A 24,107-nucleotide genomic window follows, 5' to 3' on the forward strand; every position below is an offset into this window, starting at 1 on the left:
AACAGGGAGATCATCATGACGTGGCTTCAGGAAAATTGGATCATCGCGGTCGTCGGACTGGTCGTCGCGGTCGTCCTGCTGTGGTGGCTGTTCGGCCGCAAGCGGCCCGACGAAGCAGCGCCGCCCGCAGCGATGCCGGCCGAGCCGAAAAAACCGCTGGAAGTGGCGAAGCCCGACATCGTCAAAGCCGAACCAGCGCGCTTCAAGCCAAAGGAACCCGCGCCCGCGTCGCCGCCTCCGGTGCCGGCTGCACCGCCCACAGCCTCCGATATTCCGGCGGAACCCACCGTCCCGCCCGCACCCGTCGCGCATGCGCCCGAGCCCGAACCGGCCGCGCCTCCACCGGTCGCCCCTGCCCCGCCGGCAGAAGCCGCTCCCGCCCCTGCCGCCGCCAAAGCCGATAATCTGCAATTGCTGAAGGGCGTCGGGCCGAAAATGGCGACGCTGCTCGGCGGCCTTGGCGTCACCAGCTTTGCGCAGATCGCCGCCTGGACCGACGCCGATATCGCCGCGATCGATCCACAGCTCGGCGCGTTTCAGGGCCGCATCGTCCGCGACAATATCGTCGACCAGGCCGGCTATCTGGCGAAGGGCGACAAGGCGGGGTTCGAGGCGAAATATGGTGCCCTCGGCGGCGAGCTATAAGGCAAAAAGCCGCCCTATAGCTCAGGCCCGGGCAACCGCCCCGGCGTGACCGGCGATCGCATCGGCCAGCGTATCGACCAATCCCAGCGGCAAATCATGCCCCATGCCGGGGATGGTGAGCAGTCGGGCGCCCGGAATATTGTCGGCGGTATCGCGTCCGCCCGCCAGCGGCACCAGCGGATCGCCCTCGCCATGGATCACCAGCGTCGGCGCGTCGATCGACTTCAGCATCGGCCGCCGGTCGCCATCGGCGACGATCGCCGCCATCTGGCGCGCGACGCCCTGCGGATACCAGCCACGTTCGAAATCGCTGCGCACGCGCCGCTGCAACCGCTCCTCGTCGGGCGGGTAGCCGGGGCTGCCGATCACCTTGGCAGCGCGCACCGAATAGGCGATCAGATCTTCGGGATCGCCGCTCATCGGGCGGCTGGTCAGCACCTGCATCGCTTCCTTCTGCGCGCGCGGCAGGCGGGGATTGCCGGTCGTCGACATCACCGACGTCAGCGACAGCACGCGGTCCGGATAGCGCGCGGCGATATGCTGCGAAATCATCCCGCCCATCGACACGCCGACGATATGCGCCCGCGCGATGCCCAGATGGTCAAGCAAGGCCACGCCGTCGGCCGCCATGTCGGCGAGCGTGTAAGCGCTCCGCACCGGGAGGCGCAGCAGCGACTTCACGAACATCCATTTGAGATTGGGGACACCGGCCGCGTCGAAGCGCGTAGACAGGCCGACGTCGCGGTTGTCGTACCGGATGGTCCGAAAGCCGCGCGCATTCAGCGCATCGACAAATTCGTCGGGCCACAGTGTCAACTGCCCGCCCAGCCCCATCACCAGCAGGATCACCGGCGCATCGCGCGGCCCCTTGTCTTCGAAGGTGATGCTGATCCCGTTTACCGCTGCCTGCTCTGTCGCCATGCCGTCGCCGCTCCCCGATCGTCAAACCGCCACTGTGCCGCTGCGCGCGGCGCGGTCAAGAGGGCGCCCGTCTGCGAAAGCGAAACCGGGCCGGCTTCGTCGGAACCGCGCCACCCCGGATGCGCCGGCCGGCGCGCGCGCGCGACAGAAGGACGCGTCGCGCCGCATGCGCGCAAAACGGCAGCGCAAAGATCACCAGCGACAGGCCGATGATCCATCGCCCGGTGTGCGCCGTGTCGTGACAAGCATCCACGCAGTCGGACGCCGCCACCCCGGCGCCGAAATGAATCAGCAATGTCTTCAAGGTCGAAACTGGTCCCCACGACGCGCCTCTCCGCGCGTCACCGGATCCTCTACAGGATCAGCGTTAAGCGAGCGTTGCGGCTCCCACTGCCGCTATTCACCGCGATTCGGGGCGCCCCCTATACGTCGGAAGCGCCAAAGACCAGCGAATTGCTGCGCCGCGCAGGACGAAACCCGACGCGGCGCCCGCGACAGCGGCGACCGAGGTTGCGACGCCGAGCCAGGTCAGGATCAGAAACAGCCCGGAGGCTAGCGCTGCCGCGGTGACATAGATTTCGGGCCGCATGATGATCGACGGCACCCCGGCCAGTATATCGCGGATCGTCCCGCCGACACAGCCGGTGATGACGCCCATCATCAGCGCGGGAACCGGCGCCACGCCCCAGGCAAGGGCCTTGGCCGTCCCGAACACGGCATAGGCGGCGAGCCCGACCGCATCGGCCCATTCCAGAAGCTGCCCCTGCCACCAGCGTTCGGGGGTCACCCACACGACCAGCGCAATCGCGATGCACACCGCGCCGATCGCGCCGTCCTGAACCCAGAAGACCGGCGCGCCAATCAGCAGGTCGCGCACGCTACCCCCGCCGACCCCGGTGACGAGCGCAAAGAAGCTCGCCGTCACCAGCGTCTGGCGCAGCCGCACCGCCATCAACGCGCCCGACAGCGCGAAGACCGCGATGCCGGTCAGATCGAGAAGGCGAACGAGCGTCTGGGTGTCCATGGATCAGCGATGCTTCTTCGTCCCGCAGGCCGGTACCGGTGCCGGCAACCGCTTCGTCATGCGATCATCGGCGGCGCGGCGCAACGGAAATGGGGCGACGTCGCCGCCGCCCCATGCCCTACCCCAGTGGACGGGTAACTCAGATGTGGATCGGCTTTCCGGTCACTGCCATCGCGGCTTCCTTGATCGCCTCGCTGTGCGTCGGGTGTGCGTGACAGGTGTAGGCGATGTCTTCGGACGTCGCGCCAAATTCCATTGCCTGAGCTGCCTGCGCGATCATCGTGCCCGCCGGCACGGCGATGATCCAGACGCCCAGGACGCGGTCGCTCTTGGCATCGGCGATCACCTTCACAAAGCCGTCGGGTTCGTGGTTGGTCTTCGCACGGCTGTTCGCGAGCATCGGGAATTTGCCGACCTTGACCTTGTCCTTTTCCCCACCAGCCTTCTCAACAGCCTGCTCTTCGGTCAGGCCGACGCCGGCGATTTCGGGCCAGGTGTAGACCACCGACGGGATGACGTCGTGGTTCACGATGCCGGTCAGCCCCGCGATATTTTCAGCGCAGGCAATGCCTTCATCCTCGGCCTTGTGCGCGAGCATCGGGCCGGGAACGACGTCGCCGATCGCCCAGATGCCGTCGACGGCGGTGCGGAAATCATGATCGGTCTCGATCTGACCGCGCTGGTTCGTGGTCAGCCCCGCCTTGTCGAGCGCGAGGCCATCGGTGTTCGGACGGCGGCCGATCGAAACGAGGACGACATCGGCTTCGAGCGTTTCGGCGTCGCCTCCCGCGGCGGGCTCGAGCGTCAGCACGGCCTTCTTGCCTTTCACTTCGGCCCCGGTGACCTTGGTCTTCAGCTTGAAGTCCATGCCCTGCTTCTTGAAGATCTTGTTCGCTTCCTTGCGAACGTCGCCGTCCATCCCGGGCAGGATCTGGTCAAGAAATTCGACCACGGTGACTTTTGCGCCAAGCCGGCGCCAGACGCTGCCGAGTTCAAGCCCGATCACGCCGCCGCCGATCACGACCATATGGCCAGGCACCTTCGCAAGTTCGAGCGCGCCGGTCGAATCGACGATCACGCCCTTGTCATTGTCGACCGCGACGCCCGGAAGGGGGGTCACCGACGATCCGGTGGCGACGATGATGTTCTTGGCGCGATAGGCCTTGCCCGCAACCTCGACGCTGTCCTTGCCGGTGAACTGCGCATAGCCCTTCAGCCAGTCGATCTTGTTCTTCTTGAACAGGAACTCGATGCCGCCGGTCAGGCCCTTGACCGCATCCTTGCGCTGGCCGTGCATCGCGCCAAGGTCGAGTTCGGGCGTCACCTTGATGCCCATCGCCGCCATCGCGCCGCCCGCCGCCGCCTCGAAATATTCCGACGCGTGCAGCATCGCCTTCGACGGGATGCAGCCGACGTTGAGGCAGGTGCCGCCCAGCGTTTCGCGCCCTTCGGCGCACGCGGTCTTGAGCCCGAGCTGCGCCGCGCGGATCGCCGCGACATAACCGCCGGGACCGGCACCGATGACAAGGACGTCGTAGTCGTAATCAGCCATTTGTTGTTCCTTTACCCCTCGGGGGATGGGGAGAAATCTCTTAGAGGTCGATCAGCAGCCGCGTCGGATCCTCGATCGCTTCCTTGATCGTTTTCAGGAAGGTCACCGCCTCGCGGCCGTCGACCAGCCGGTGGTCATAGCTCAATGCCAGATACATCATCGGACGGATCACAACCTGACCGTTGATCGCGACCGGGCGGTCCTCGATGCGATGGAGGCCCAGCACGGCCGATTGCGGCGGATTGATGATCGGGGTCGACATCAGCGAGCCGAAAACGCCGCCGTTCGAGATGGTGAAGGTGCCCCCGGTCATGTCGTCCATCGTCAGCGTGCCTTCCTTGGCGCGCTTGCCGAAATCGCCGATCGTCTTTTCGATGCCGGCGAAGGACAGGCTTTCGGCGTTGCGGATCACCGGCACGACAAGCCCGCTCGGACCGCTGACCGCGACCGAGATATCCATATAATTATTATAGACGATCTCGTCGCCATCGATACGGCCGTTGACCGCCGGTATGTCCTTGAGCGCAAGACAGGCGGCCTTGGTAAAGAAGCCCATGAAGCCCAGGCGCACGCCATGCTTCTTTTCAAACAGATCCTTGTAGCGGCCGCGCGCCTCGATCACCGCCGTCATGTCGACGTCGTTGAACGTGGTGAGCATCGCCGCCGTATCCTGCGCCGATTTCAGGCGCCGGGCGATCGTCTGGCGCAGGCGGGTCATCTTGACCCGCTCTTCCTGACGGCCCGGCGCACCCGTTGCAGCGGGCGCGGCGGCAGGTGCCGGGGCGGCCGCGGGCGCGGGCGCCGCATCGGGGGCGGCTTCGGCGGCCGCCAGCACATCTTCCTTGGTCAGGCGGCCGTCCTTGCCGGTGCCCTTGATCTTGCTCGGATCAAGGCCGTGCTCGAGGACGAGGCGGCGCACCGCGGGCGACAGGGTGACGACCGCATCCTCGCCGCCGGTCGCTGCGGGAGCGGGCGCCGCCGCTTCGGCCTTCGCCGCGGGCGCAGGAGCGGGGGCGGCGGCCTTGCCGTCGCCGGCCTCGATCGTCGCAATCACCGCGCCGACATTGACGGTATCGCCGACGGCGACGACCTGTTGCCCCATCACGCCGGCGACGGGCGACGGCACTTCGACCGCGACCTTGTCGGTTTCGAGGCTGGCAATCGGCTCGTCGAGCGCGACGGCTTCGCCGGGCTGCTTCAGCCACTCGCCGATCGTCGCTTCGGTCACGCTTTCACCCAGCGTCGGGACTTTGACTTCGGTGCTCATTGATGCAGTTCCTTAGGGCTTAAGCTCTGGCTCAGGCTTTATTCTTGTTGCGACGGATTTCGGCGCGGACATTGAGGCCCAGCGCGTCGGCGACGAGCGCCGCCTGTTCGGTCTGGTGGCGGCTCATCAGGCCGGTGGCGGGCGACGCCGCAGCGGCCCGGCCGGCATAACGGGCGCGCATGCCCTTGTGGCCGGCGTCGATCAGCGATTCCTCGATCAGCGGCTCGACGAAGAACCAGGCGCCGTTGTTGCGCGGCTCTTCCTGCGCCCAAACGACCTCTTCGAGATTCTTCATCTTCTTCAGGCGGATGGCCAGCGCCTCGCCCGGGAAAGGATAAATCTGTTCGATCCGTATCACCGTCGTGTCGCCAAGCCCGGCGGCGTCGCGCGCCTCCATCAGGTCATAGCCGACCTTGCCCGAACACAGGACGACACGCTTGACCTTCGCATCTTCCGGCGGGGTGCGGTCCGACATGATGCGGCGGAAATGCGCTTCGCCGATGAAGTCCGAGCGCTGCGACACGGCCAGCTTGTGGCGGAGCAACGACTTGGGCGTCATGATGATCAGCGGCTTGCGGAATGGGCGCAGCATCTGGCGGCGCAGGACGTGGAAATAGTTCGACGGGGTCGAAATATTGCACACCTGGATGTTGTCCCCGGCGCAAAGCTGAAGGAAGCGTTCGAGACGCGCCGAGCTATGCTCAGGCCCCTGCCCTTCATAGCCGTGCGGCAGCAGCAGCACGAGGCCGTTGGCGCGCAGCCATTTGGCTTCGCCCGCCGCGATGAACTGGTCGATCATGATCTGCGCGCCGTTGGCGAAGTCGCCGAACTGCGCCTCCCACAGCACGAGGCTCTTCGGATCGGCCATCGCATAGCCATATTCGAAGCCGAGCACGCCATATTCGGAGAGAGGGCTGTCGAGCACCTCGAACCGGCCGTGTGGCACGGTGGTCAGCGGGATATATTTATGCTCGTCCTTCTGGTCGACCCAGACGGCGTGACGCTGGCTGAACGTCCCGCGGCCCGAATCCTGGCCCGACAGGCGCACCTGATAGCCTTCGCTGAGCAAAGTGCCGAACGCGAGCTGTTCGGCGGTCGCCCAGTCGAACACCTCGGCATCGTCCCTGTTCGCGAACATCGCGGCCCGGGCGTCGATCACGCGGCGCAGCGTCTTGTGCACCTCCAGATCGTCGGGGATCGTCGTCATCGTGCGGCCGATGGCGTCGAACAGCTTTTCCGATACGCCGGTCGAAATATTACGCCGGGCATTTTCGGGATCGGCAGGCGCGTGCAAGCCCGACCAGCGACCGGCGAACCAGTCGGCCTTGTTCGACTTGTAAGTCTTCGATGCTTCGAATTCGTCTTCGAGCCGCGCGACGAACTCGGCCCGGTGCGCTTCGGCATCGCCAGCCGAAACGACGCCCTCTGCCTCGAGCCGCGTGGCGTAGAGGTCCGATACCGGCGGATGTTTGCGGATGATCGCGTACATCAGCGGCTGGGTAAAGCTCGGCTCGTCGCCTTCATTGTGACCGAAGCGGCGATAGCACCACATGTCGATGACGATGTCGCGCTTGAACTGCTGACGGAAGTCGATCGCCAGCTTGCACGCGAAGGTCACGGCTTCGGGATCGTCGCCGTTGACGTGCAGGATCGGCGCCATCACGCCCTTTGCCACGTCGGACGGATAGGGCGACGAGCGCGCGAACTGCGGGCTGGTCGTGAAGCCGATCTGGTTGTTGACGATAAAGTGGATGCAGCCGCCGGTATTGTAACCGCGAATGCCCGAAAAGCCGAGGCATTCCCACACGATCCCCTGCCCCGCAAAGGCGGCGTCGCCGTGGATCAGCACGGGCAGCACCTGGCTATGTTCGGCCAGATCGTCGCGCATCACCTGCTGCGCGCGCACCTTGCCCAGCACGACGGGATCGACCGCTTCGAGGTGCGACGGGTTGGGGACCAGCGACATATGGACCGACACGCCGTCGAACTCGCGGTCGGTCGAGGTGCCGAGGTGATATTTGACGTCGCCCGAACCGCCGACATCCTCGGGGTTCGCGGTGCCGCCCTGAAATTCGTGGAAGATGACCTTGTACGGCTTGGCCAGCACATTGGCGAGGACGTTCAGGCGGCCGCGATGGGCCATGCCGTAGACGATTTCTTTCACGCCATATTGGCCGCCATATTTGATGATCGCCTCGAGCGCAGGGATCATCGATTCGCCGCCGTCGAGCCCGAAACGCTTCGTGCCGACATATTTGCGCGCGAGGAATTTCTCCCATTCCTCGGCCTCGATCACCTTGTTGAGGATCGCCTTCTTGCCGTTGGCGGTGAAGTCGATCGACTTGTCGGCGCCTTCCATCCGCTCCTGGAGGAAGCGGCGCTCCTCGACATCGGCGATGTGCATATATTCAAGGCCGACGTGCCCGCAGTAATTGGCCTGCAGGATCGACACCACCTCGCGAATCGTCGCCTTCTCGAGCCCCAGCGTGCCGCCGAGGAAAATCGGACGGTCCTGGTCGGCCCCGACGAAGCCGTGATATTCGGGCGTCAGATCGGCCGGCAGTTCGCGGTGGGTCAGGCCCAGCGGATCGAGCGTCGCCGCAAGGTGCCCGCGCACGCGATAGGTGCGGATCAGCATCATCGCGCGGATCGAATCGTCGGCAGCGCGCTCGACTTCGGCATTCGAGAGCGGCGCCCCCGCCTTCGCCGCGGCCGCCTTGACCGCGACCTGCATCTGCTGAGGGTCGAGCGCGGCGGTCAGATCATCGCTGTCGATCAGGGGCCAGTTCTTCGGCGCCCAGCTGGGCCCGGCCTGGACTTCATCGACGTCGAAGCTTTGTCGTTCGAGGTTCATCTGCGATTCCACGGGGAGGAAGGGATGGGATATTCGGGGAAAGGTAGCCCGCCGGCATCAGGCGCCGGCGGGCCATCCGATCAGACGCGTTCCTTCAGCACTTCGGCAAGCGTCGTGCCGAGTTCCGACGGGCTGGCCGACACGGTGATGCCGGCGGCTTCCATCGCCGCAATCTTGCTTTCGGCATCGCCCTTGCCGCCCGACACGATGGCGCCGGCGTGGCCCATGCGGCGGCCCGGAGGCGCGGTGCGGCCCGCGATGAAACCAACCATCGGCTTCTTGCGGCCGCGCTTGGCTTCGTCGATCAGGAACTGCGCCGCCTGCTCCTCGGCGTCGCCGCCGATTTCGCCGATCATGATGATCGACTTGGTCGCTTCATCCGCGAGGAAGAGTTCGAGGACGTCGATAAAGTTGGTGCCGTTGACGGGGTCGCCGCCGATGCCGACCGCGGTGGTCTGGCCGAGCCCGGCGTTGGTGGTCTGGAACACCGCCTCATAGGTCAGCGTGCCCGAACGCGAGACGACGCCGACGCTGCCCTTTTTGAAGATGCTGCCCGGCATGATGCCGATCTTGCATTCGTCGGGGGTCAGCACGCCAGGGCAGTTGGGGCCGATCAGCCGCGACTTCGAACCCGACAGCGCGCGCTTCACCTTGACCATGTCGAGCACCGGAATGCCTTCGGTGATCGCGACGATGAGCTCGATCTCGGCGTCGATCGCCTCGAGGATCGAATCGGCCGCGAACGGCGGCGGCACATAGATGACCGACGCGGTCGCGCCGGTCGTCGCCTTCGCTTCGGCGACGGTGTCGAACATCGGCAGGCCGATATGCGTCGTGCCGCCCTTGCCCGGCGTCACGCCGCCGACCATCTGCGTACCATAGGCAAGCGCCTGTTCGGTGTGGAAGGTGCCAGTCGCACCCGTCATCCCTTGCGTGATGACCTTGGTATTCTTGTCGATGAGGATGCTCATTTATCTATTCCTATCATTGTTCCGGCATCAGCCGCGCGCCGGCGCCTCTAGCAAACTGAAAAAGCGACGCCCCAACGGCCAGAGCAAAATCGCGAGACATTCGAGAAGTAGAACTCCCGTAATTCCGTCTGCGATTCCCGCGTAGGCGGCCCGGTTTCCATAAACCGGCGGAGCGCCGTAAGCGGACACCCATACGAACGCACAATAAGACGCCGCAACGACATAAACCGCTCTAAGCGTCGCGGCACCCGCAAGCTTGAAAATCAGAAACTGGATGCCGCCGACCACAATGATCGGCGCCCCAATCAGGATTACAAGAAGCAGGCCCACGTCCATCAGGCGAGGCTGGGATCCAGATTCTTGCACGCGTCGAGCAGTTCCTTCACCGCGTCGACCGACACCTGCAGGCCCGCCTTGTCGGCATCGTCGAGTTCGATTTCGACGATCTTCTCGACGCCGCCCGCACCGATCATCACCGGCACGCCGACATAGAGGCCATCGACGCCATACTGGCCATCGACATAGGCGGCGCAGGGCAGGATGCGCTTCTGGTCGCCGAGGTAAGCTTCGGCCATCGCGATGCCCGAGGCGGCCGGGGCATAGAAGGCCGAGCCGGTGCCGAGCAGCGCGACGATTTCGCCGCCGCCGCCGCGGGTGCGCTTGACGATCGCGTCGATCTTGTCCTGGCTTGACAGGCCCATCTTCACGAGATCAGGAACGGGGATGCCGTTAACGGTCGAGTAGCGGACGACCGGAACCATCGTGTCGCCGTGGCCGCCGAGGACGAAGGTGTTCACATCCTTCACCGACACGTCGAATTCGTCGGCGATGAAGTGACTGAAGCGCGCCGAGTCGAGCACGCCAGCCATGCCAACCACCTTGTTGTGCGGCAGACCCGAGAATTCTCGGAGAGCCCAGACCATGGCGTCGAGCGGGTTGGTGATGCAGATGACGAAAGCGTCAGGGGCATTCGCCTTGATGCCTTCGCCCACCGCCTTCATGACCTTCAAATTGATGCCGAGCAGGTCGTCGCGGCTCATGCCCGGCTTGCGGGCGACGCCGGCGGTGACGATGATGACGTCGGCGCCCGCAATGTCGGCATAATCATTGGAGCCGGTGATCTTCGCGTCGAAGCCGGCGATCGGCCCGACCTGGGACAGGTCGAGCGCCTTGCCCTGCGGCACGCCTTCGACCACGTCGAACAGGACAACGTCGCCCAGTTCCTTCTGCGCGGCGAGCAGCGCCAGCGTCCCGCCGATATTCCCGGCTCCGATCAAAGCGATCTTCTTGCGTCCCATGGCGCGCGGCACTCCCTTCCTGGCAAAGCCCGGCAGTGATTTCCAGATCGGCGGGGCCACGGGCCAAAGCCGCCTGCCGATCCCAAAGACTCGCGACGCCCTACGCCGATTCCGTTAACGAAACAACCGCGAAAAGGACGAAAAACCGCGTTTTTATGCAAATAGTTCGCAATAGCGTTATTGCAAGATCGGGTACGATTCAGACCCAGAACACTGACGATCCTAAGCGATCGATACCGGCCGCGTGAACATCGCTTGCGCCGGTCGGCCACAAGCGTAAGACAGGCGGTGGCGATCTTGGGGCGTCGCCAGGCGGGGCCGTGCGCCCTGCGCCTGCAAAAGGATCGACGCCACCATGACCAAGAGAGCTTTTATCCCCGCGCTGTCCTGCGCCATCTTCCTGACCGCCGCCACAACGCCGCCCGCCCATGCCGGCGAAAAGACATGGAATGACGCGGGATCGATCACGCGCGACGCCCTGGTGATCGCCGCGTTCGGGGTTCCGCTTGCCCAGAGCGATTGGGACGGCACGCTGCAAGCCGGCGGCAGCCTCGTCGCTGCCGCCGGCGTAACCGCCGGTCTGAAGCAGGCCTTTCCGGAGCGACGCCCCGACGGAAGCGACAACAAGGGCTTCCCCTCGGGCCATACGTCGGTTTCCTTTGCGGCGGCCGCGACGCTGCAGAACCGTTACGGCTGGAAAGTGGGGCTTCCCGCGCAGGCGCTTGCCACCTTCGTCGGATTGAGCCGCGTCGAAGCCAGAAAGCATCATGTCCATGACGTGCTGGTCGGCGCCGCGATCGGCGAGGCATCGGGCTTTCTGATCACGCGCCGCGCAAGCGACCGGGTTCAGGTCTTTCCGTGGGCAGATGCCGGAGGCGGCGGCGTCGCGATGACGATGCGCTTCTAGAAGGTCGGCCTGAACGATCGCTGCGGGGCGGTCGCAGCGGCAGCTTAACGCTTCGTTACACCGCTGCTGATAGCGCGAGCGGGTGACGCGCGCGATCATCAGCTTCGATACCGAATTGTCCGCCGGGCTCCATCGCCGCGGCGCATGCGCGCGCACCAATTTCGAAAGCTCGATCCTCGGGCGCTGCCGCGACGGCGATTTCGGCATCCATTTCCAGATGGACATGCTCGACCGCTTCGGTCTGAAAGGCGTCTATTTCGTCGACCCCATGCCCGCGCTTGTCCACGGCCCCGGGATTGTCGATGCGATCGTCGGCCCGATCCTGGCGCGCGGCCATGAAGTGCAGCTCCATCTCCACACCGAATGGCTGGAGTTTGCGCGGTTCAATCCGGTCGGCAAGCTGCGCGGCCGCAATATCGGCGATTTCCCCTTCGCAGCGCAAAAGAGGCTGATCGCGCTCGCCCGCGACATATTGACGAGTGCCGGGGCGCCCCGACCGACCGCCTTCCGCGCCGGCAATTTCGGCGCCAACGACGATACACTGCGCGCCCTCGCCGCGCTGGGCTTCCGCTTCGACAGCAGCTTCAACGCCGCCTGGCAGGGGCTCGGGTGCGACATCACGCTCGATCCTGCCAATCTGGGCATGCGCGTCCATCATGGCATCTGCGAAGTGCCGGTCAGCGGCCTGCGCGACCGCGCGAACAGCTTCCGTCCCGCGCAGCTGTGCGCCATGTCCGAAGAGGAAATGCGCGACGCGCTCGATCATGCGGCGGCGAGCGGCGCGATCCAGTTTTCGGCTTTCAGCCACAGCTTCGAATTGCTGAGCCGCGACCGTCAGGTTCGGAACGGGCTCGCAATCGCTCGGATGGAGGCGCTGTGCCGGGCAGTCGCCGACGATCCGCGAGTCCGCAGCGGGGGCTTCGCGACCCTTCCCGCGCCGCCGACCCGCCCCGGCCGCATCCCGGCGGCGGCGCCCAAGCCGCTCCGCACGCTGCGGCGCGTCGCCGAGCAGACGGTCGGACATATCGCGCACGAAATCCGCTATGTTCGCGATGTCGTCGCCATGACCATCAACTCGTCGCGGTGGGGCAAGGTACTATGCGGTGTCATCCTGGCCGTGGCCTAGCGCCAGATATTCGTCGGACTGCATTTCGGCGAGACGGCTCGCTGTGCGCTCGAACTCGAAGGCGCCATCGCCGGCCACATAGAGCGCATCGGGCTCGGCCGCGGCGCTCGCGAGCAGTTTGACCTTATATTCGTAGAGCGCGTCAATCAGCGTCACGAAGCGCGCGGCCTCGTTGCGGTTCTCGGGGCCCATGCGCGGGATGCCGACAATGATCACCGCGTGAAAATGCCGCGCGACGGCCAGATAATCCGATGCGCCGCGCGCCTCCGCACAAAGGCGCTTGAATGAAAAGACCGCCACGCCCTTCAGCGCCTTGGGCACATGCAGCGTCCGCCCGCCGCCGACGTCGAGATCGAGCGAGGGTACGTGCGCGCGGTCCTCGGGCGGATAATCGGTCAGGCGAAAGAAGGCCGCTGACAGCGCCTCGGTCGCCGCCGCGTCGGCTGGCACGAACCAGCGCTTGCCGTCGCCAAGCCGGTGGCGCCGGTAATCGGTGGGGCCATTAAGGCCCATCACGTCGAGCCGTTCCTCGATCAGTGCGATGAAGGGCAGGAAATGCTCGCGGTTGAGACCGTCCTTGTAGAGATCGGCGGGCGGGCGGTTCGACGTCGCGACCACCGTCACCCCGTGCGCGATCAACGCGGTGAACAGGCGCGAGAGGATCATTGCATCGGCGCTATTGTTCACCACCATTTCGTCGAAGGCGAGGCAGCGGACATTTTCGACCAGCGAGGCCGCAACCTGCGGGATCGGATCGCCGCTCTCGCTTTTGCGCACCTCGCGCATCCGCGCGTGGACGTCGAGCATGAAGGCGTGGAAATGGACGCGCCTTTTGCGCTGGATGGCCAGATGGTCGTAAAAAAGGTCCATCAGCATCGACTTGCCGCGGCCGACGGCGCCCCAAAGATAGACACCGCGCGGCGCGTCGGGTTTGCGCCCGGCGATCCGCCACAGGATGCTGCCGCGCGGCGGCGCCGCCTGCAGATCGGATTGCAGCGCGGCAAGGCGTTCTGCCGCCGCCCGCTGTTCGGCGTCAGGCTTCAGCTCGCCCGCGGCGACCAGCGCGTCATAGGCGGCAAGCAATCCTGTCACTTGCGGCTTGCCTTGCGGATCGTCCCCGCAAAGCTCAGCACGATATGCTCGTCACCCGGTCCCTGAACGACCAGCCCGCGCAGGAAGATCAGCCGCCCCGTCTCGCGCACCTGCTCGACCACCGCATCGAGCGGTTCGTCGAGGCGGCCGCCGCCGACGAACTGCGTCGACAAATCGAGCGTCACCGAATGGCCGGCCTCGAGCGATCCGAACTGGTGCGAGGCGGCGAAGAGGGCAATGTCGACCAGCGCCAGCGTTACCGCGCCATGGACATTGTCGCCCAGATTGCTGTGTTTGCGCGTCGGCAGCATCCGCACGCGGGCGCGCGGCCGGCCATCCTCGGTCGGGCTTTCGAGGCGCACCGACAGCGGTTCGATAAAGGCGTTGAACCGGCTCGCGTCCTTGAGGTTCCAGCTGATCCAGCCGCCCTCCAGCGCCTCGGCACTGAAATGATCCGCGCGCTTGGGGTCCTCTATTCCGTCGTTCACACCTGCCGCTCGGCCTCGAGCTTCTTGATCTCGGCGATCGCGCGTGCGGGGCTCAGTCCCTTGGGGCACGCGTTGGCGCAATTCATGATCGTGTGGCAGCGATAGAGGCGGAACGGATCTTCGAGATCGTCGAGCCGTTCGCCAGTATATTCGTCGCGGCTGTCGGCGAGCCAGCGATAGGCCTGAAGCAGGATCGCGGGCCCAAGGAACTTGTCACTGTTCCACCAATAGCTGGGGCAGCTCGTCGAACAGCAGGCGCACAGGATGCACTCGTAAAGGCCGTCGAGCTTCTCGCGTTCCTCGGGCGACTGGAGCCGCTCCTTGCCGCTGGGCGTCGTCGACTTGGTCTTCAGCCACGGCTCGATAGAGGCATATTGCGCATAGAAATGGGTGAAATCGGGGACGAGGTCCTTGATGACCTCCATATGCGGCAGCGGCGTGATCTGGATGTCGCCCTTCAGATCCTCGATCGCGGTGGTGCAGGCGAGACCGTTCTTGCCGTTCATGTTCATCGAACAGCTGCCGCAAATGCCTTCGCGGCACGAACGGCGGAAGGTCAGCGTCGAATCCTGCTCGCTCTTCATCTTGATGAGGGCATCGAGCACCATCGGGCCGCATTTGTCGGTGTCGATCTCGAACGTGTCGAAATGCGGATTCTGGCCGCTGTCGGGATTGTAGCGATAGACCTTGAATTTTTTGACGTTGCTCGCGCCCTCGGCCTTGTGGACCGTGCCGCCCTTCTGGACGCGGCTGTTCTTGGGCAGACGAAATTCGGCCATATCGCGGGCTCCCTATGCAATCGCGGGCTGCGTAGCCCCATTGAACCGCCGCGACAAGAGGGTGTGCGGCGGCGCACGCGCGAAAGCGGTGGCGGCACGCAAAGCGAGCGGCTAGGCCCGGCGGCGATGAGCGACGCCGCAGCCCCCTTTCGCATTGCCGTCTATGATCTCGATCGCACCGTGCTGCGAATGCCGACGTTCACGCTCTTCCTTCTGTGGGCGGCCGCGCGCAGCGCGCCATGGCGCCTTCTGCTGGCGCCCGTTTTCCTCGGGCTGCTCGCGGGCCATGCGCTCGGCCTCTACAGCCGCGATGCGTTGAAGCCCGCGGCGATCGCCTTGATGCTCGGGCGGCGACTGCCGGCGGAGCGAATGGCGCGCCTGGCTGCGGACTTTGCCGCCTGGCGCGTTCCCGCCGACGTTCAACCGGGGGCCCGAGCGGCCATCGCCCGCGACCGCGCCGCCGGTTACCATCTGCTGCTGGCAACCGCGGCCCCCGAATTTTACGCAGCCGCCTTGGCCGAGGCGCTGGGCTTCGATGCCTGCATCGCCACCCGGCATCGGCGCGCCGCGGACGGAGGCTGGCTCGCGGCGCTCGACGGTACCAATTGCTATGGGCCGGAAAAGGCGCGCCGCGTCGCCGAATGGCTTGCCGCCGACCCGCAACGCGCCGCGCATCATATGCGCGCCTATTCGGACCATGCGAGCGACGCACCGCTGTTCGCGCTAGCCGACGAGGCCTTTGCGATCGGGCGTCGCGGCCGCATTGCCAAAGCGGCACGCGACAACGGCTGGACGCTGATGGATTTCGGGACGGGCTAGCGCCCCTCGACGAAAGCCTCCAGCGCCGCGGCGCCCCGCGCAACCGACGCCTCGCCCGCCCGGTGGTCCATTGTGTAGGCGAACAGCCGATCCTGCTCGGCGCGGTGCAGCGCCGCACTTTCGCGCCAGTGCGGAATCCGCTCGGCAAGCTCAGCGGGGCCATACAAGACCTCTCCGTTGCGCCAGAATTCATAGCGTTCGGCCACGCCGTCGGCGGGCTTGCCGTTCGGATCGAGAAAATAGCAGGCGCCGCGGTGCAGCAGAAACTCGTAAACCTGGCTGCTAACATCGCCGATGTAGACGTCGGCTGCCATCGTGTAGCTCATGTCGAAGAGATTGGGGCCGTCGACGTCGATCAGGATATTGTCGGCCGCGCGGAAGCGGTCGGCGATGTCCGGCCGGAGCTTGGCGGTCCGATATTCGAGCGAATAATGCAGCCGCTTGCGGAACAGCATCACATGCGGCGCGACGATCAGATTATAGTCGCGATGCGCGAGGAAAAAATCCATCACCGCCTCGCCCATGCCGTACCAGGACGACAGGTGCGGATCGAAGTGCGGATTATAGAGAAAGACCGGGCGATCATTGTCGAAGAAGCGCTTGCGCACCGCCGGATCGATCGTATCGAACTTGGGATAACCGATGACCCGGCACTTGTCGGCGGTCGTTATGCCGTGGCGCACCATTTCGTCGACTAGCTTCGGTCCGCTGAGCAGCATGAGGTCGAACTGCGCGAGTTCGGGGTGATAGGCGACACTCCGATCGCCCGATCCGTGCGGCACATAGGCAAAGCGCGGCCCCGCCGCCCCCAATCGGCGCCGGACGCGCAGGCAGGTGCGTTCGGTCGATACCACCAGGTCGACACTGCGAAACAGATCGAGATGCCGGTAAAGACGCGCGACACGCAGCACCGGCGCCACCTTGTTGATCGGCGCCAGCAGCCGCTGCTCCGCCGTCGGCAGGTCGAGCATCCGCCATTCGATACGGTCGTGCGCCGCCGCCGGAATGATCTCTGCCACCTTGTGCCGGATCGCCTCGACGCCGCATGCGACGACGACCTGAACCGTCGGCGCGTGCAGCGCGAGTTCGCCCGCTATGCCTGCGATATGCGCCGCCTGATGCGCCGCATCATGGTTGAACAGGAACAAGATACGCTTCGTCATGACGGCATCCGGCTTTCGCGAAGGACGAGGAAGCTGGCGCCGAACAGCAGCAGCAAGGTCACGGTTTCGGCCAGCACCTTGGACCAGGCGGCGCCGATCGCGCCCATCTCCGGCAGCATCAGATAAATGGCGGCGATCAGCGTGGCCGTGCCCGCCAGCCTGATACCGATGATGAGGCGCGATCGTCCGGCCGCCATCAGCATCGGTTCGCAGCTGACTGTCGCCATTTGAAGGCAGGCTGCGAGGCCGAGCACAAGTAGGAACGGATAGGCGCCCAGAAACGCCGGACCCGACATGAGCAGCAACAGCGGCTTGCCGAGCAGCACGATTGCCGGTGCGAGCAAAAGAAACAGGCCGAGCGCGATCAGCGTCAACCGGACATAGAGCGACGCCACGCCGCGCAGCCCCTGTTTGACGTAGATATTCGTCATCTCGGTGTAACTGGCGAGGCCGATGAACCCGGCCATGATCGTGATCGACTGGGTCAATTGATGCGCAAGGCGATAGATGCCAGCTTCGGTGGCGCCCGCGAACGAGCCGACCAGCAAGACCGGCAGTTGCTGCGCCACCGTATAGGCCATGGTTCCGAAATTGGATGCGACCATCAATTCGGGAAGCCCCTTGTTGTCGCGCCACACGCGCCACCAATGCCGGCCGTCGGGTCGGCCATAAGCGCGGCGACACGACCGGTTGGCGAGCCACCAGAAGACGAGCGTGCTCGCCATCTCCGAACCCGCCCACACGATCAGGAAAATCTCGAGCGACGGGTGCGTCAAAAAGGCGACAACGGCACCCAGCGTCTTCAGCGTGGGCACCACCGCTTCGGCGAGGAAGGTTTGCGAAAATTCGGAGTGAAGCCGCAATATCCCGCGCGGCACGTTGCGGATCGAAAGCATGAACAGCACGACATAGGCGAACGCCGTCCAGACGAGCTCGGCCGGCATGCCCAGCAACCCCCGCCCCAGCCAGAGGATCAGCGCCGCCGCGCCAATGCCGAGCAGCGCCATCGCCAGATCGACCGCGGTGCAAAAGCGGATGAGGCGCGCCAGGGCCGGATGATCGCCGCTGTGGATATGTTCCTGGCCATATTTGACCAGCACCTGCCAGATGTTGAAATTGAGGATCGCCTGCAGGACCAGCGTCGAACTGAGGATCAGGGCAAAGGAACCATAAGCGGCCGGCCCCAGGCCGCGCGTGACGATCGCAAGGTAGAAGAGGCTGAGGATTGCGCCATAACCCTTGCCGCCGAGAATCCAGCTCAGGTGGGTCATGATGCGCCGGAAAGGTCCCTGGTCGCCCGTGTCTGCAGCGGGCGCGCCGAGGCGCCGTACCGCCGCAATACCCTTATCGATCCAGGTCCGATAGAAGAGTGGCCGGCGGTCGGCCGGGGGCGGAGCGGGTTCCATGCGCGCGGCCTATATCGCCTTTGGCGTCGTTTTCCATCCATTTGCACAGCCAAATCGACGGAAAACGACTTCCCTTTCACTCTGCTGATCTAGTAACGCGGGACGGGGCAGAGGCGTTCGGGAATGGAAACGGGAATGCGCGTGGGTCTGTCCGCACATATCGAAGGGGGAACCGCAGGCGGTGCGCCACGCAGCGAGCGCCGGTGGCTGAGCATCCTGATCCCCGTCTATAATGTCGAGCCTTATCTGCGTGATTGCCTGGCGTCGCTGTTGCCCCAGCTCCCGCCGGAGGGGGTGGAGGTGATCCTGCTCGACGACGCTTCGACCGATGGCTCACTGGGGCTGTGTAGCGAAATCTGCCCGCAGTCCCACCCGCAAGTCCGGCTGATGCGCCATGTCAGCAACGCGGGATTGAGCGCGGCGCGCAATACGATGCTCGACGCGGCGCGGGGCGATTATATCTGGTTCATCGATTCGGACGATGAAGTCATGCCGGGCTCGATCGCCAGGCTCCGGGCTATTATCGACCGCTATGCGCCTGATCTTGTCCTTTGCGATTACGCGCGCGGCGGCCGGCATCTGAGCAGCTTCGCCGGCCCGTCCGGTCGGCCCAGCGATGATCGGGAGACGTTGCTGCAAGGCGTTTTTGCGCAGCGGCGGCTGCACAGCTGGAGCAAGATCGCGCGCCGGTCGCTCTGGGGTGACGACCTGCGTTTCCCCGCCGGACGATGCTTCGAAGATATAGCGACGACACCGTGGCTGCTGCTCCGGGCCCGAACCCATTATCACGCAGCCGAGGCCTGGGTGCGCTATCGCGACCGTCCCGACAGCATCATGGGGTCGCTGCGCCGGTCGCGGGGACGCTTCGACGATTGCCGGAACGACGATCTGGCAATGAGTCTCGCCGGCTTCGACGCGGCGACGCGCGAGGCGCTGCCCGCCATGAGCGACGTCACCCGGCACCACATCGCGCATTTCTGGGCGAAGGAGTTCACCAAAATCTGCTGGCGGCTCCTGTCGAGCAGCGCCTTTCACGTGCCCTGGCGCGACCTGCGTCGCAAGCTTGCCCGCTACCGCGGCATGATGGACGCCGAATCGCCGATCGCTTTTGCGACGCTCGCGCGCCTTTACAGAAGCCGCGGGCACTTGCCGCGCGCGGTGGTACTATCCGCCTGCCTGTGGCTGGGACAAGCGGACGATGCCAGGTGAACGACGATGCGGCGGACGGCAACAGGCCATGGCTCAGCATTCTCATGCCAGTCTTCAACGTCGCGCCCTGTCTGGCCGAAACGCTTGCCTCGATCGCCGCGCAGCTTCCGGCGGCGGGAGTGGAACTGCTGCTTCTGGACGATCGGTCGAACGACGGATCGGACGCGATCGGCGCGCGGATCTGTGCTGAGATCGGACCGGCGGCAAGCTTGCATCGGCAGGCGGAAAACGGCGGGGTCGCCGCAGCGCGCAATCGCCTGCTCAACTTGGCGAGGGGCGATTATGTCTGGTTCATCGATGCCGACGACGTGCTGCTTCCTGGCGCGATCGCCGCGCTACACGCGATCGTCATGCGCGATGCACCCGATCTGGTCCTCTGCGATTATCGCAAACGGGGCCGCGACGAGGCGGCTTTCACGGGAACTGCGCGCCGCATCGTGACTGACCGCGAAGCGTTGCTTTATGGCCTGTTCGCTCGCCGCCGGATGCATTTATGGACCAAGATCGCGCGCCGCAACCTATGGCATGATCTGCGCTTTCCGCCCCTCGCCTGCTTTGAGGATATGGCAGTCGTCCCGCATCTGTTCTTGACGGTGCGCAGTCATTATTACGAGCCCGCGCCGTGGATCGACTACCGTGTGCGGGAGGGCAGCCTGACCGGGCTCGCGACCCGTACGGCAGGACATTTCGACACGGCTGGCAATGACGCGCTGACAGCGGTTCTGGCGGACATCATGGCGGCGGTGACGGCCGGTCTGCCCGCCATGCACGATGACATGCGCTACTGCCTCGCCCAATTTTGCGCGAAGGAATATACGAAAATCGGCTGGCGTCTCGTCAGCACGCGCGCCGGCCGGCTTCCGTGGCAGGCGCTGCGCCGCGAGCTGCGACGCTACCGCGATCTCACCGAGGCGGCCTCGCCGATGCCTTTCGCTGCGCTGCTCCGCACGCACCGACAGCACCACAAATTCGGGCGCTGGTTCGTTCTGGCCCTGTTTGTGCGTCTGGCCGCATAGGGCCCTGACCCTAGCCGCGCTGGGCCAGAATGCGTTCAATCAGCGTCACGTCCGACGGCTTGTCGGCGTCGATACAGGCTTCGGCGTCGGACATCGGCACCACGCGCGCGGTGAGGCCGAAGCGGCGCCCGGCGCGGGCGACGCCGCCCTGGATCGTGAACAGCCGCAGCAAAGCCCCCGCGAGCAGCCACGGTCCGAAGGCGGCAACGATCTTCAGCCCCTTCTTGCGGTCGCGTTCGATCCGTCCCCAAAAGTCGAGCAGCGGCAGCACGCGCTGCCCGCGCAGGCGAAAGAGATTGGCGCCCGACCACCAGCCGCGACGAAATTTGAGCCAGGTCCGCCGCGATTCGGGGTAGCGCGCGAGCAGCGCGCGCCGCTCGACCATCGCAACTGCGACATCGCTGCCCGCTGCGCCGGCGAGGAATTCGGCGATAATCGCGGGCGTCAGCAGCACATTGTCGGCCGTCGTCACCAGCACCGGCGCGTCGCCTTCGGGCAGCGCAGCAGCGAGCGAAGCGCTGATCCCCTGTCCCGAATCGGCAAAGTGCAGGTCGGGCACGGCCGCCAACATGGGCTCGCGCGCCAGTTCGGCGCTGTTCTGCGCGAGCACCCGGATCGCGCCCACCTCGGGCGCGGCACGCAGCGCGGCGATGACATGGGCAAGCATCGGCCGTCCGCCGACCGGCAGCAGCGCCTTGGTCGATACGCCGCTGCCGGTCAGCAGCGGGTCGGCACCGGGGCGGCTTCCGGCGAGGACGATGGCAGAAATCGGACCGGGCGTCGGAGCTGTCATTGCGCCGCCGCCGCAGGCGCGACCCGGCGCGCCGTCACGCCGCGCAGAAAGTCGGTGGCCTCGTCGAGCACCGGCCCTTTCGCGCGAAAGGGGGCCGCAAGCGCCATGACGATGCCGGTGTGCCCCATGCCCGGATAGACGCGCAGCGTCGCCGATCCGCCCAGCCGTTCGATCGCGGCGGAAAGGTTCCGGCTGTTGCGCGGACGCACCGTTTCGTCCTCGTCACCGCTTGCCAGCCATAGCGGGGGCGCATCGCCGCGCGCATAGTGGATCGGCTGCGTCTTTTCGGGCGGGCGCACCTTGCCCATCGCGCGGTCGGCCATGCCGCCCTTTTCGAACGGCAGGAAATCATAGGGGCCCGCGAGGCCCGCAACGCCGCGGATCACCGACGCGTCGCACTTGGCCGCGCGCATCCATACCGGATCGAGCGCGAGCATCACCGCATTATAGGCACCCGCCGAATGGCCCATCAGTGCGATGCGACCGGGATCGCCGCCCAGTTCGCCGATGTGGCGGTGGGTCCACGCGACCGCCGCCGCGGCGTCCTCCAGAAAGTCGGGCCAATGCGCCCTGGGGACCAGCCGGTAATCGGGGATCACGACGACGAAGCCCTGGTTGGCCAGCGCCCGGCCGGCGAAGCCATAGCTTTGCCGTTCACCGCTGCCCCAGCCGCCGCCATAGAAGAAGACCACGACCGGCAGCCGGTCGCCCGCCTGCGCCTGTTCGGGCACCCAGATATCGAGCGACTGCCGCACCCCGCGGCCATAGGGCTGGTCCGCAAGGAGCAGGCGCGCGCCCTTGCCGCTGCCGAGCAGCTTGTCGGCAAGGTCGAGCGACTTGGCACCGCCCGCAACGATCGCCCTGGCTCCGCCGCCGAACAGCAGCAGGAGCAAGCCGATGAGAAGAAGGAATTTGATCAACCGCCGTTGTTCCCTGACCGTCCGATCCGCCATTGCTTCACCCCGCGACCCGGCCCGTCTCCGCGCCCTACAGATGTCGGCGAGCGCGAACAAGCGCCGTGCGCGTTACCTTTTCGCGCGTCGTGCGTTGGGCGGGCATGACCAGCCCCTTTTCGCGCCCCGCCCTGATCTGCAACGACCGGAGCGGCAGCTATGACGAGAGCATCCACCGCCAATTGATTGACGCGTGCGCAGCCGCAGGCGCGCGCGTCGCGGCAAGCTTCGTCCTGCCGAAGGACGATCTGCCCGACGCGGCGGCGCTGCGCGCAAGCGACATCGACCTGCTGATCGTGTGGACCGGCGACGGGACGATCAATGCCGCCGCGACCGGTTGCGAAGGCTGGCACGGCCCGCTGCTGCCGCTGCCCGGCGGGACGCTGAACCTCCTGTCGAAACAATTGCATGGCGACCATCCGGCTCCCACGATTCTGGAGCGCGCGCTAGCGAGCGGCGGGCGACGCGCGCCGGTCCCGACCATCCGATCGGCGGCGCGAGAAGCGTTCATCACCGTCGTTGCGGGGCCGGCAACACGCTGGGCCGAGGTCCGCGAAACGATGCGCAGCCAAGGGCTGATCGAGGCGAGCCGCGAAGCGCCCGATGCGCTCGAGGAAATGCTCAACGCCCCCGGGGTGCAGGTGGCGGGATCGGGCGCCGTCTATCCAGCGATCACCCTGACCCCGACCCGTGACGGCATTACCGCCGACGGCATAGTGGCGGACGCCACGGGCGATGTGCTGCGCCACGGGCTCGCATGGCTCGGCGGCGATTTTCGCGATGGTCCGCACGAGCGCGTTGCGACCGCGGAAACGATCATCCTCCAAAGCGATCGCATCATCGCGCTCGAATATGACGGCGAACTGGCCGAAATCCCCTCGCCGGCCCGCTTCTCGATCGGGCAGAGCGCGATCGACTTCATCGCGACCGCCTGATGCGCCTCTTCCATATCAGCGACCTGCACTTCGGTCTTGAAGATCGCGACGCGCTCGCCTGGTTCCGCGAATGCGTCCGCCGCGAACAACCCGACGCGGTGTTGATAACCGGTGATCTGACGATGCGGGCGCGGAGTCGCGAGTTCGCCGCCGCCTGCGACTGGATCATGTCACTCGACCTCCCCGTGACGGTCGAAGTCGGCAACCACGACCTGCCTTATTTCAACCCCGTCGCGCGATTCCTGCACCCCTATCGCCGGATTCGGCGGATCGAGGCGCTGGTCGAACGCGAGCTCGACTTTCGCAATCTGGCCGTCGTTCCGCTGAAAACCACGGCGCGGGCGCAATGGCGGCTCGATTGGTCGAAAGGCTGGGTGACGCGCAAGGCGCTTGCCCGCACACTCGCCGCGATCGATGCGCTGCCGCGCGGAACGCAGATACTGGTAACGGCACACCACCCGCTCACCGAAGCGGGGACCAAGGGGCGCGCGCTGACCCGCGGCGGCGCGGCGGCTCTTGCCGCCCTTGCCGATCGCGGCGTCGCCGCCGTACTGACCGGCCATGTCCATGACGCCTTCGATCTGATCGCCGACACCCCCGCAGGCCCCATCCGCATGATCGGCGCCGGCACCCTGTCGCGCCGGATCCGGTCGACGCCGCCGAGCTTCAACGAATTGCGTATCAGCGGCGGCGAAATTTCGGTCCGCGTCCGCAATCTGGCGCGGGTGCCGACTCCCGACATGCTGATCGACGCCATACCGCCCGACGCACGGCCGCCACGCGAACCCGGCGAGCCCATTGCACCCGTCGGCGCGGTGCCGCCGACCGATCCGCCCGTCCATTGACGCATCGGGATTGACGCAGTGCCGCGTCCCGTTAGGTTGCACAA

Annotated in this window: 24 protein-coding genes; 8 read left to right on the top strand and 16 right to left on the bottom strand. The window is 65.8% G+C overall.

The annotated features are described in order from the left end of the window. Positions 1-15 precede the first annotated feature (15 nt). Positions 16-645 (top strand): hypothetical protein, encoded by a 630-nt coding sequence (locus ACT17R_RS05865; RefSeq protein WP_062901721.1) that lies wholly within the window; start codon positions 16-18, stop codon positions 643-645. 21 nt (positions 646-666) lie between these two features. On the opposite strand, the gene ACT17R_RS05870 is transcribed toward ACT17R_RS05865, so the two are convergent. From ACT17R_RS05870 to mdh, 9 genes are all read right to left on the bottom strand, one after another. Continuing rightward, positions 667-1,566, bottom strand: coding sequence for an alpha/beta fold hydrolase (locus tag ACT17R_RS05870; RefSeq protein ID WP_062901720.1), 900 nt, complete (start codon positions 1,564-1,566; stop codon positions 667-669). Positions 1,567-1,621: 55 nt separating this feature from the next. Beyond that, entirely contained in the window at positions 1,622-1,861 is a 240-nt protein-coding gene (locus tag ACT17R_RS05875) for a hypothetical protein (protein ID WP_444809139.1), read from the bottom strand. 105 nt (positions 1,862-1,966) lie between these two features. Next, the gene (locus ACT17R_RS05880) at positions 1,967-2,590 is read right to left on the bottom strand and encodes a trimeric intracellular cation channel family protein (protein WP_186402888.1); all 624 of its coding nucleotides are present in this window, start codon (positions 2,588-2,590) and stop codon (positions 1,967-1,969) included. Positions 2,591-2,729: 139 nt separating this feature from the next. After that, complete coding sequence (gene lpdA, locus ACT17R_RS05885) at positions 2,730-4,142, bottom strand: dihydrolipoyl dehydrogenase (protein WP_062901718.1); 1,413 nt, start codon at positions 4,140-4,142, stop codon at positions 2,730-2,732. Positions 4,143-4,182: 40 nt separating this feature from the next. Then, positions 4,183-5,409, bottom strand: coding sequence for a 2-oxoglutarate dehydrogenase complex dihydrolipoyllysine-residue succinyltransferase (gene odhB, locus ACT17R_RS05890; protein WP_186402887.1), 1,227 nt, complete (start codon positions 5,407-5,409; stop codon positions 4,183-4,185). Between the two features lie 31 nt (positions 5,410-5,440). After that, a complete protein-coding gene (locus ACT17R_RS05895; protein ID WP_186402886.1) occupies positions 5,441-8,263 on the bottom strand; it encodes a 2-oxoglutarate dehydrogenase E1 component in 2,823 nt (940 codons plus the stop codon). Positions 8,264-8,343: 80 nt separating this feature from the next. Continuing rightward, positions 8,344-9,234, bottom strand: coding sequence for a succinate--CoA ligase subunit alpha (sucD, locus tag ACT17R_RS05900; RefSeq protein WP_062901716.1), 891 nt, complete (start codon positions 9,232-9,234; stop codon positions 8,344-8,346). 27 nt (positions 9,235-9,261) lie between these two features. Next, positions 9,262-9,570, bottom strand: coding sequence for a hypothetical protein (locus ACT17R_RS05905; protein ID WP_186402885.1), 309 nt, complete (start codon positions 9,568-9,570; stop codon positions 9,262-9,264). Then, the gene (gene mdh / locus ACT17R_RS05910; protein ID WP_062901714.1) at positions 9,570-10,532 is read right to left on the bottom strand and encodes a malate dehydrogenase; all 963 of its coding nucleotides are present in this window, start codon (positions 10,530-10,532) and stop codon (positions 9,570-9,572) included. The genes ACT17R_RS05905 and mdh overlap by 1 nt, the downstream gene beginning before the upstream one ends. Before the next feature lie 355 nt (positions 10,533-10,887). On the opposite strand from mdh, the gene ACT17R_RS05915 reads away from it, so the two are divergent. After that, the gene (locus ACT17R_RS05915; RefSeq protein ID WP_062901713.1) at positions 10,888-11,439 is read left to right on the top strand and encodes a phosphatase PAP2 family protein; all 552 of its coding nucleotides are present in this window, start codon (positions 10,888-10,890) and stop codon (positions 11,437-11,439) included. Between the two features lie 82 nt (positions 11,440-11,521). Next, a complete protein-coding gene (locus ACT17R_RS05920) occupies positions 11,522-12,565 on the top strand; it encodes a polysaccharide deacetylase family protein (RefSeq protein WP_062901712.1) in 1,044 nt (347 codons plus the stop codon). Here ACT17R_RS05920 and zapE read toward each other — a convergent pair. From zapE to ACT17R_RS05935, 3 genes are read right to left on the bottom strand one after another with little or no spacing between them, the layout of a single operon-like run. After that, positions 12,536-13,657: a cell division protein ZapE gene (gene zapE / locus ACT17R_RS05925; RefSeq protein ID WP_062901711.1), complete on the bottom strand. Its 1,122-nt coding sequence runs from the start codon at positions 13,655-13,657 to the stop codon at positions 12,536-12,538. The two genes, ACT17R_RS05920 and zapE, sit on opposite strands and share 30 nt — an antisense overlap. Continuing rightward, positions 13,654-14,145 carry a PaaI family thioesterase gene (locus tag ACT17R_RS05930; RefSeq protein ID WP_003041146.1) on the bottom strand — a complete coding sequence of 164 codons (492 nt, stop codon included), beginning with the start codon at positions 14,143-14,145 and terminating at the stop codon, positions 13,654-13,656. Before ACT17R_RS05930 ends, zapE begins: the two co-directional genes overlap by 4 nt. After that, complete coding sequence (locus ACT17R_RS05935) at positions 14,142-14,924, bottom strand: succinate dehydrogenase iron-sulfur subunit (RefSeq protein WP_003041149.1); 783 nt, start codon at positions 14,922-14,924, stop codon at positions 14,142-14,144. Before ACT17R_RS05935 ends, ACT17R_RS05930 begins: the two co-directional genes overlap by 4 nt. 126 nt (positions 14,925-15,050) lie before the next feature. Between ACT17R_RS05935 and ACT17R_RS05940 the strand changes: the two genes are divergently transcribed. Then, on the top strand, positions 15,051-15,743 hold the full coding sequence (locus tag ACT17R_RS05940; protein ID WP_238929625.1) for an HAD-IB family hydrolase: 693 nt from the start codon (positions 15,051-15,053) through the stop codon (positions 15,741-15,743). On the opposite strand, the gene ACT17R_RS05945 is transcribed toward ACT17R_RS05940, so the two are convergent. After that, positions 15,740-16,906, bottom strand: coding sequence for a hypothetical protein (locus tag ACT17R_RS05945; protein WP_062901709.1), 1,167 nt, complete (start codon positions 16,904-16,906; stop codon positions 15,740-15,742). The genes ACT17R_RS05940 and ACT17R_RS05945 overlap by 4 nt on opposite strands. After that, positions 16,903-18,177 carry a lipopolysaccharide biosynthesis protein gene (locus ACT17R_RS05950; protein ID WP_186402883.1) on the bottom strand — a complete coding sequence of 425 codons (1,275 nt, stop codon included), beginning with the start codon at positions 18,175-18,177 and terminating at the stop codon, positions 16,903-16,905. The genes ACT17R_RS05945 and ACT17R_RS05950 overlap by 4 nt, the downstream gene beginning before the upstream one ends. A gap of 276 nt (positions 18,178-18,453) precedes the next feature. Here ACT17R_RS05950 and ACT17R_RS05955 point away from each other — a divergent pair, with 276 nt between their 5' ends. Together ACT17R_RS05955 and ACT17R_RS05960 are read left to right on the top strand one after the other, a co-directional pair. Next, positions 18,454-19,521, top strand: coding sequence for a glycosyltransferase family 2 protein (locus tag ACT17R_RS05955; protein WP_186402882.1), 1,068 nt, complete (start codon positions 18,454-18,456; stop codon positions 19,519-19,521). Further along, on the top strand, positions 19,518-20,537 hold the full coding sequence (locus tag ACT17R_RS05960; RefSeq protein ID WP_186402881.1) for a glycosyltransferase family 2 protein: 1,020 nt from the start codon (positions 19,518-19,520) through the stop codon (positions 20,535-20,537). Before ACT17R_RS05955 ends, ACT17R_RS05960 begins: the two co-directional genes overlap by 4 nt. A 10-nt stretch (positions 20,538-20,547) precedes the next feature. Here ACT17R_RS05960 and ACT17R_RS05965 read toward each other — a convergent pair whose 3' ends face one another. Then, positions 20,548-21,330, bottom strand: coding sequence for a nucleotidyltransferase family protein (locus ACT17R_RS05965; protein ID WP_186402880.1), 783 nt, complete (start codon positions 21,328-21,330; stop codon positions 20,548-20,550). Further along, positions 21,327-22,250, bottom strand: coding sequence for an alpha/beta hydrolase (locus ACT17R_RS05970; protein ID WP_062901704.1), 924 nt, complete (start codon positions 22,248-22,250; stop codon positions 21,327-21,329). Before ACT17R_RS05970 ends, ACT17R_RS05965 begins: the two co-directional genes overlap by 4 nt. Positions 22,251-22,387: 137 nt before the next feature. On the opposite strand from ACT17R_RS05970, the gene ACT17R_RS05975 reads away from it, so the two are divergent. Together ACT17R_RS05975 and ACT17R_RS05980 are read left to right on the top strand one after the other, a co-directional pair. Next, on the top strand, positions 22,388-23,218 hold the full coding sequence (locus ACT17R_RS05975) for a diacylglycerol/lipid kinase family protein (RefSeq protein WP_444809140.1): 831 nt from the start codon (positions 22,388-22,390) through the stop codon (positions 23,216-23,218). Further along, on the top strand, positions 23,218-24,063 hold the full coding sequence (locus tag ACT17R_RS05980; RefSeq protein WP_444809141.1) for a metallophosphoesterase family protein: 846 nt from the start codon (positions 23,218-23,220) through the stop codon (positions 24,061-24,063). The genes ACT17R_RS05975 and ACT17R_RS05980 overlap by 1 nt, the downstream gene beginning before the upstream one ends. Positions 24,064-24,107 lie beyond the last annotated feature (44 nt).

The organism is Sphingopyxis sp. Q841 (genome assembly GCF_052384365.1).
GTDB classification, from domain to species: domain Bacteria; phylum Pseudomonadota; class Alphaproteobacteria; order Sphingomonadales; family Sphingomonadaceae; genus Sphingopyxis; species Sphingopyxis terrae_A.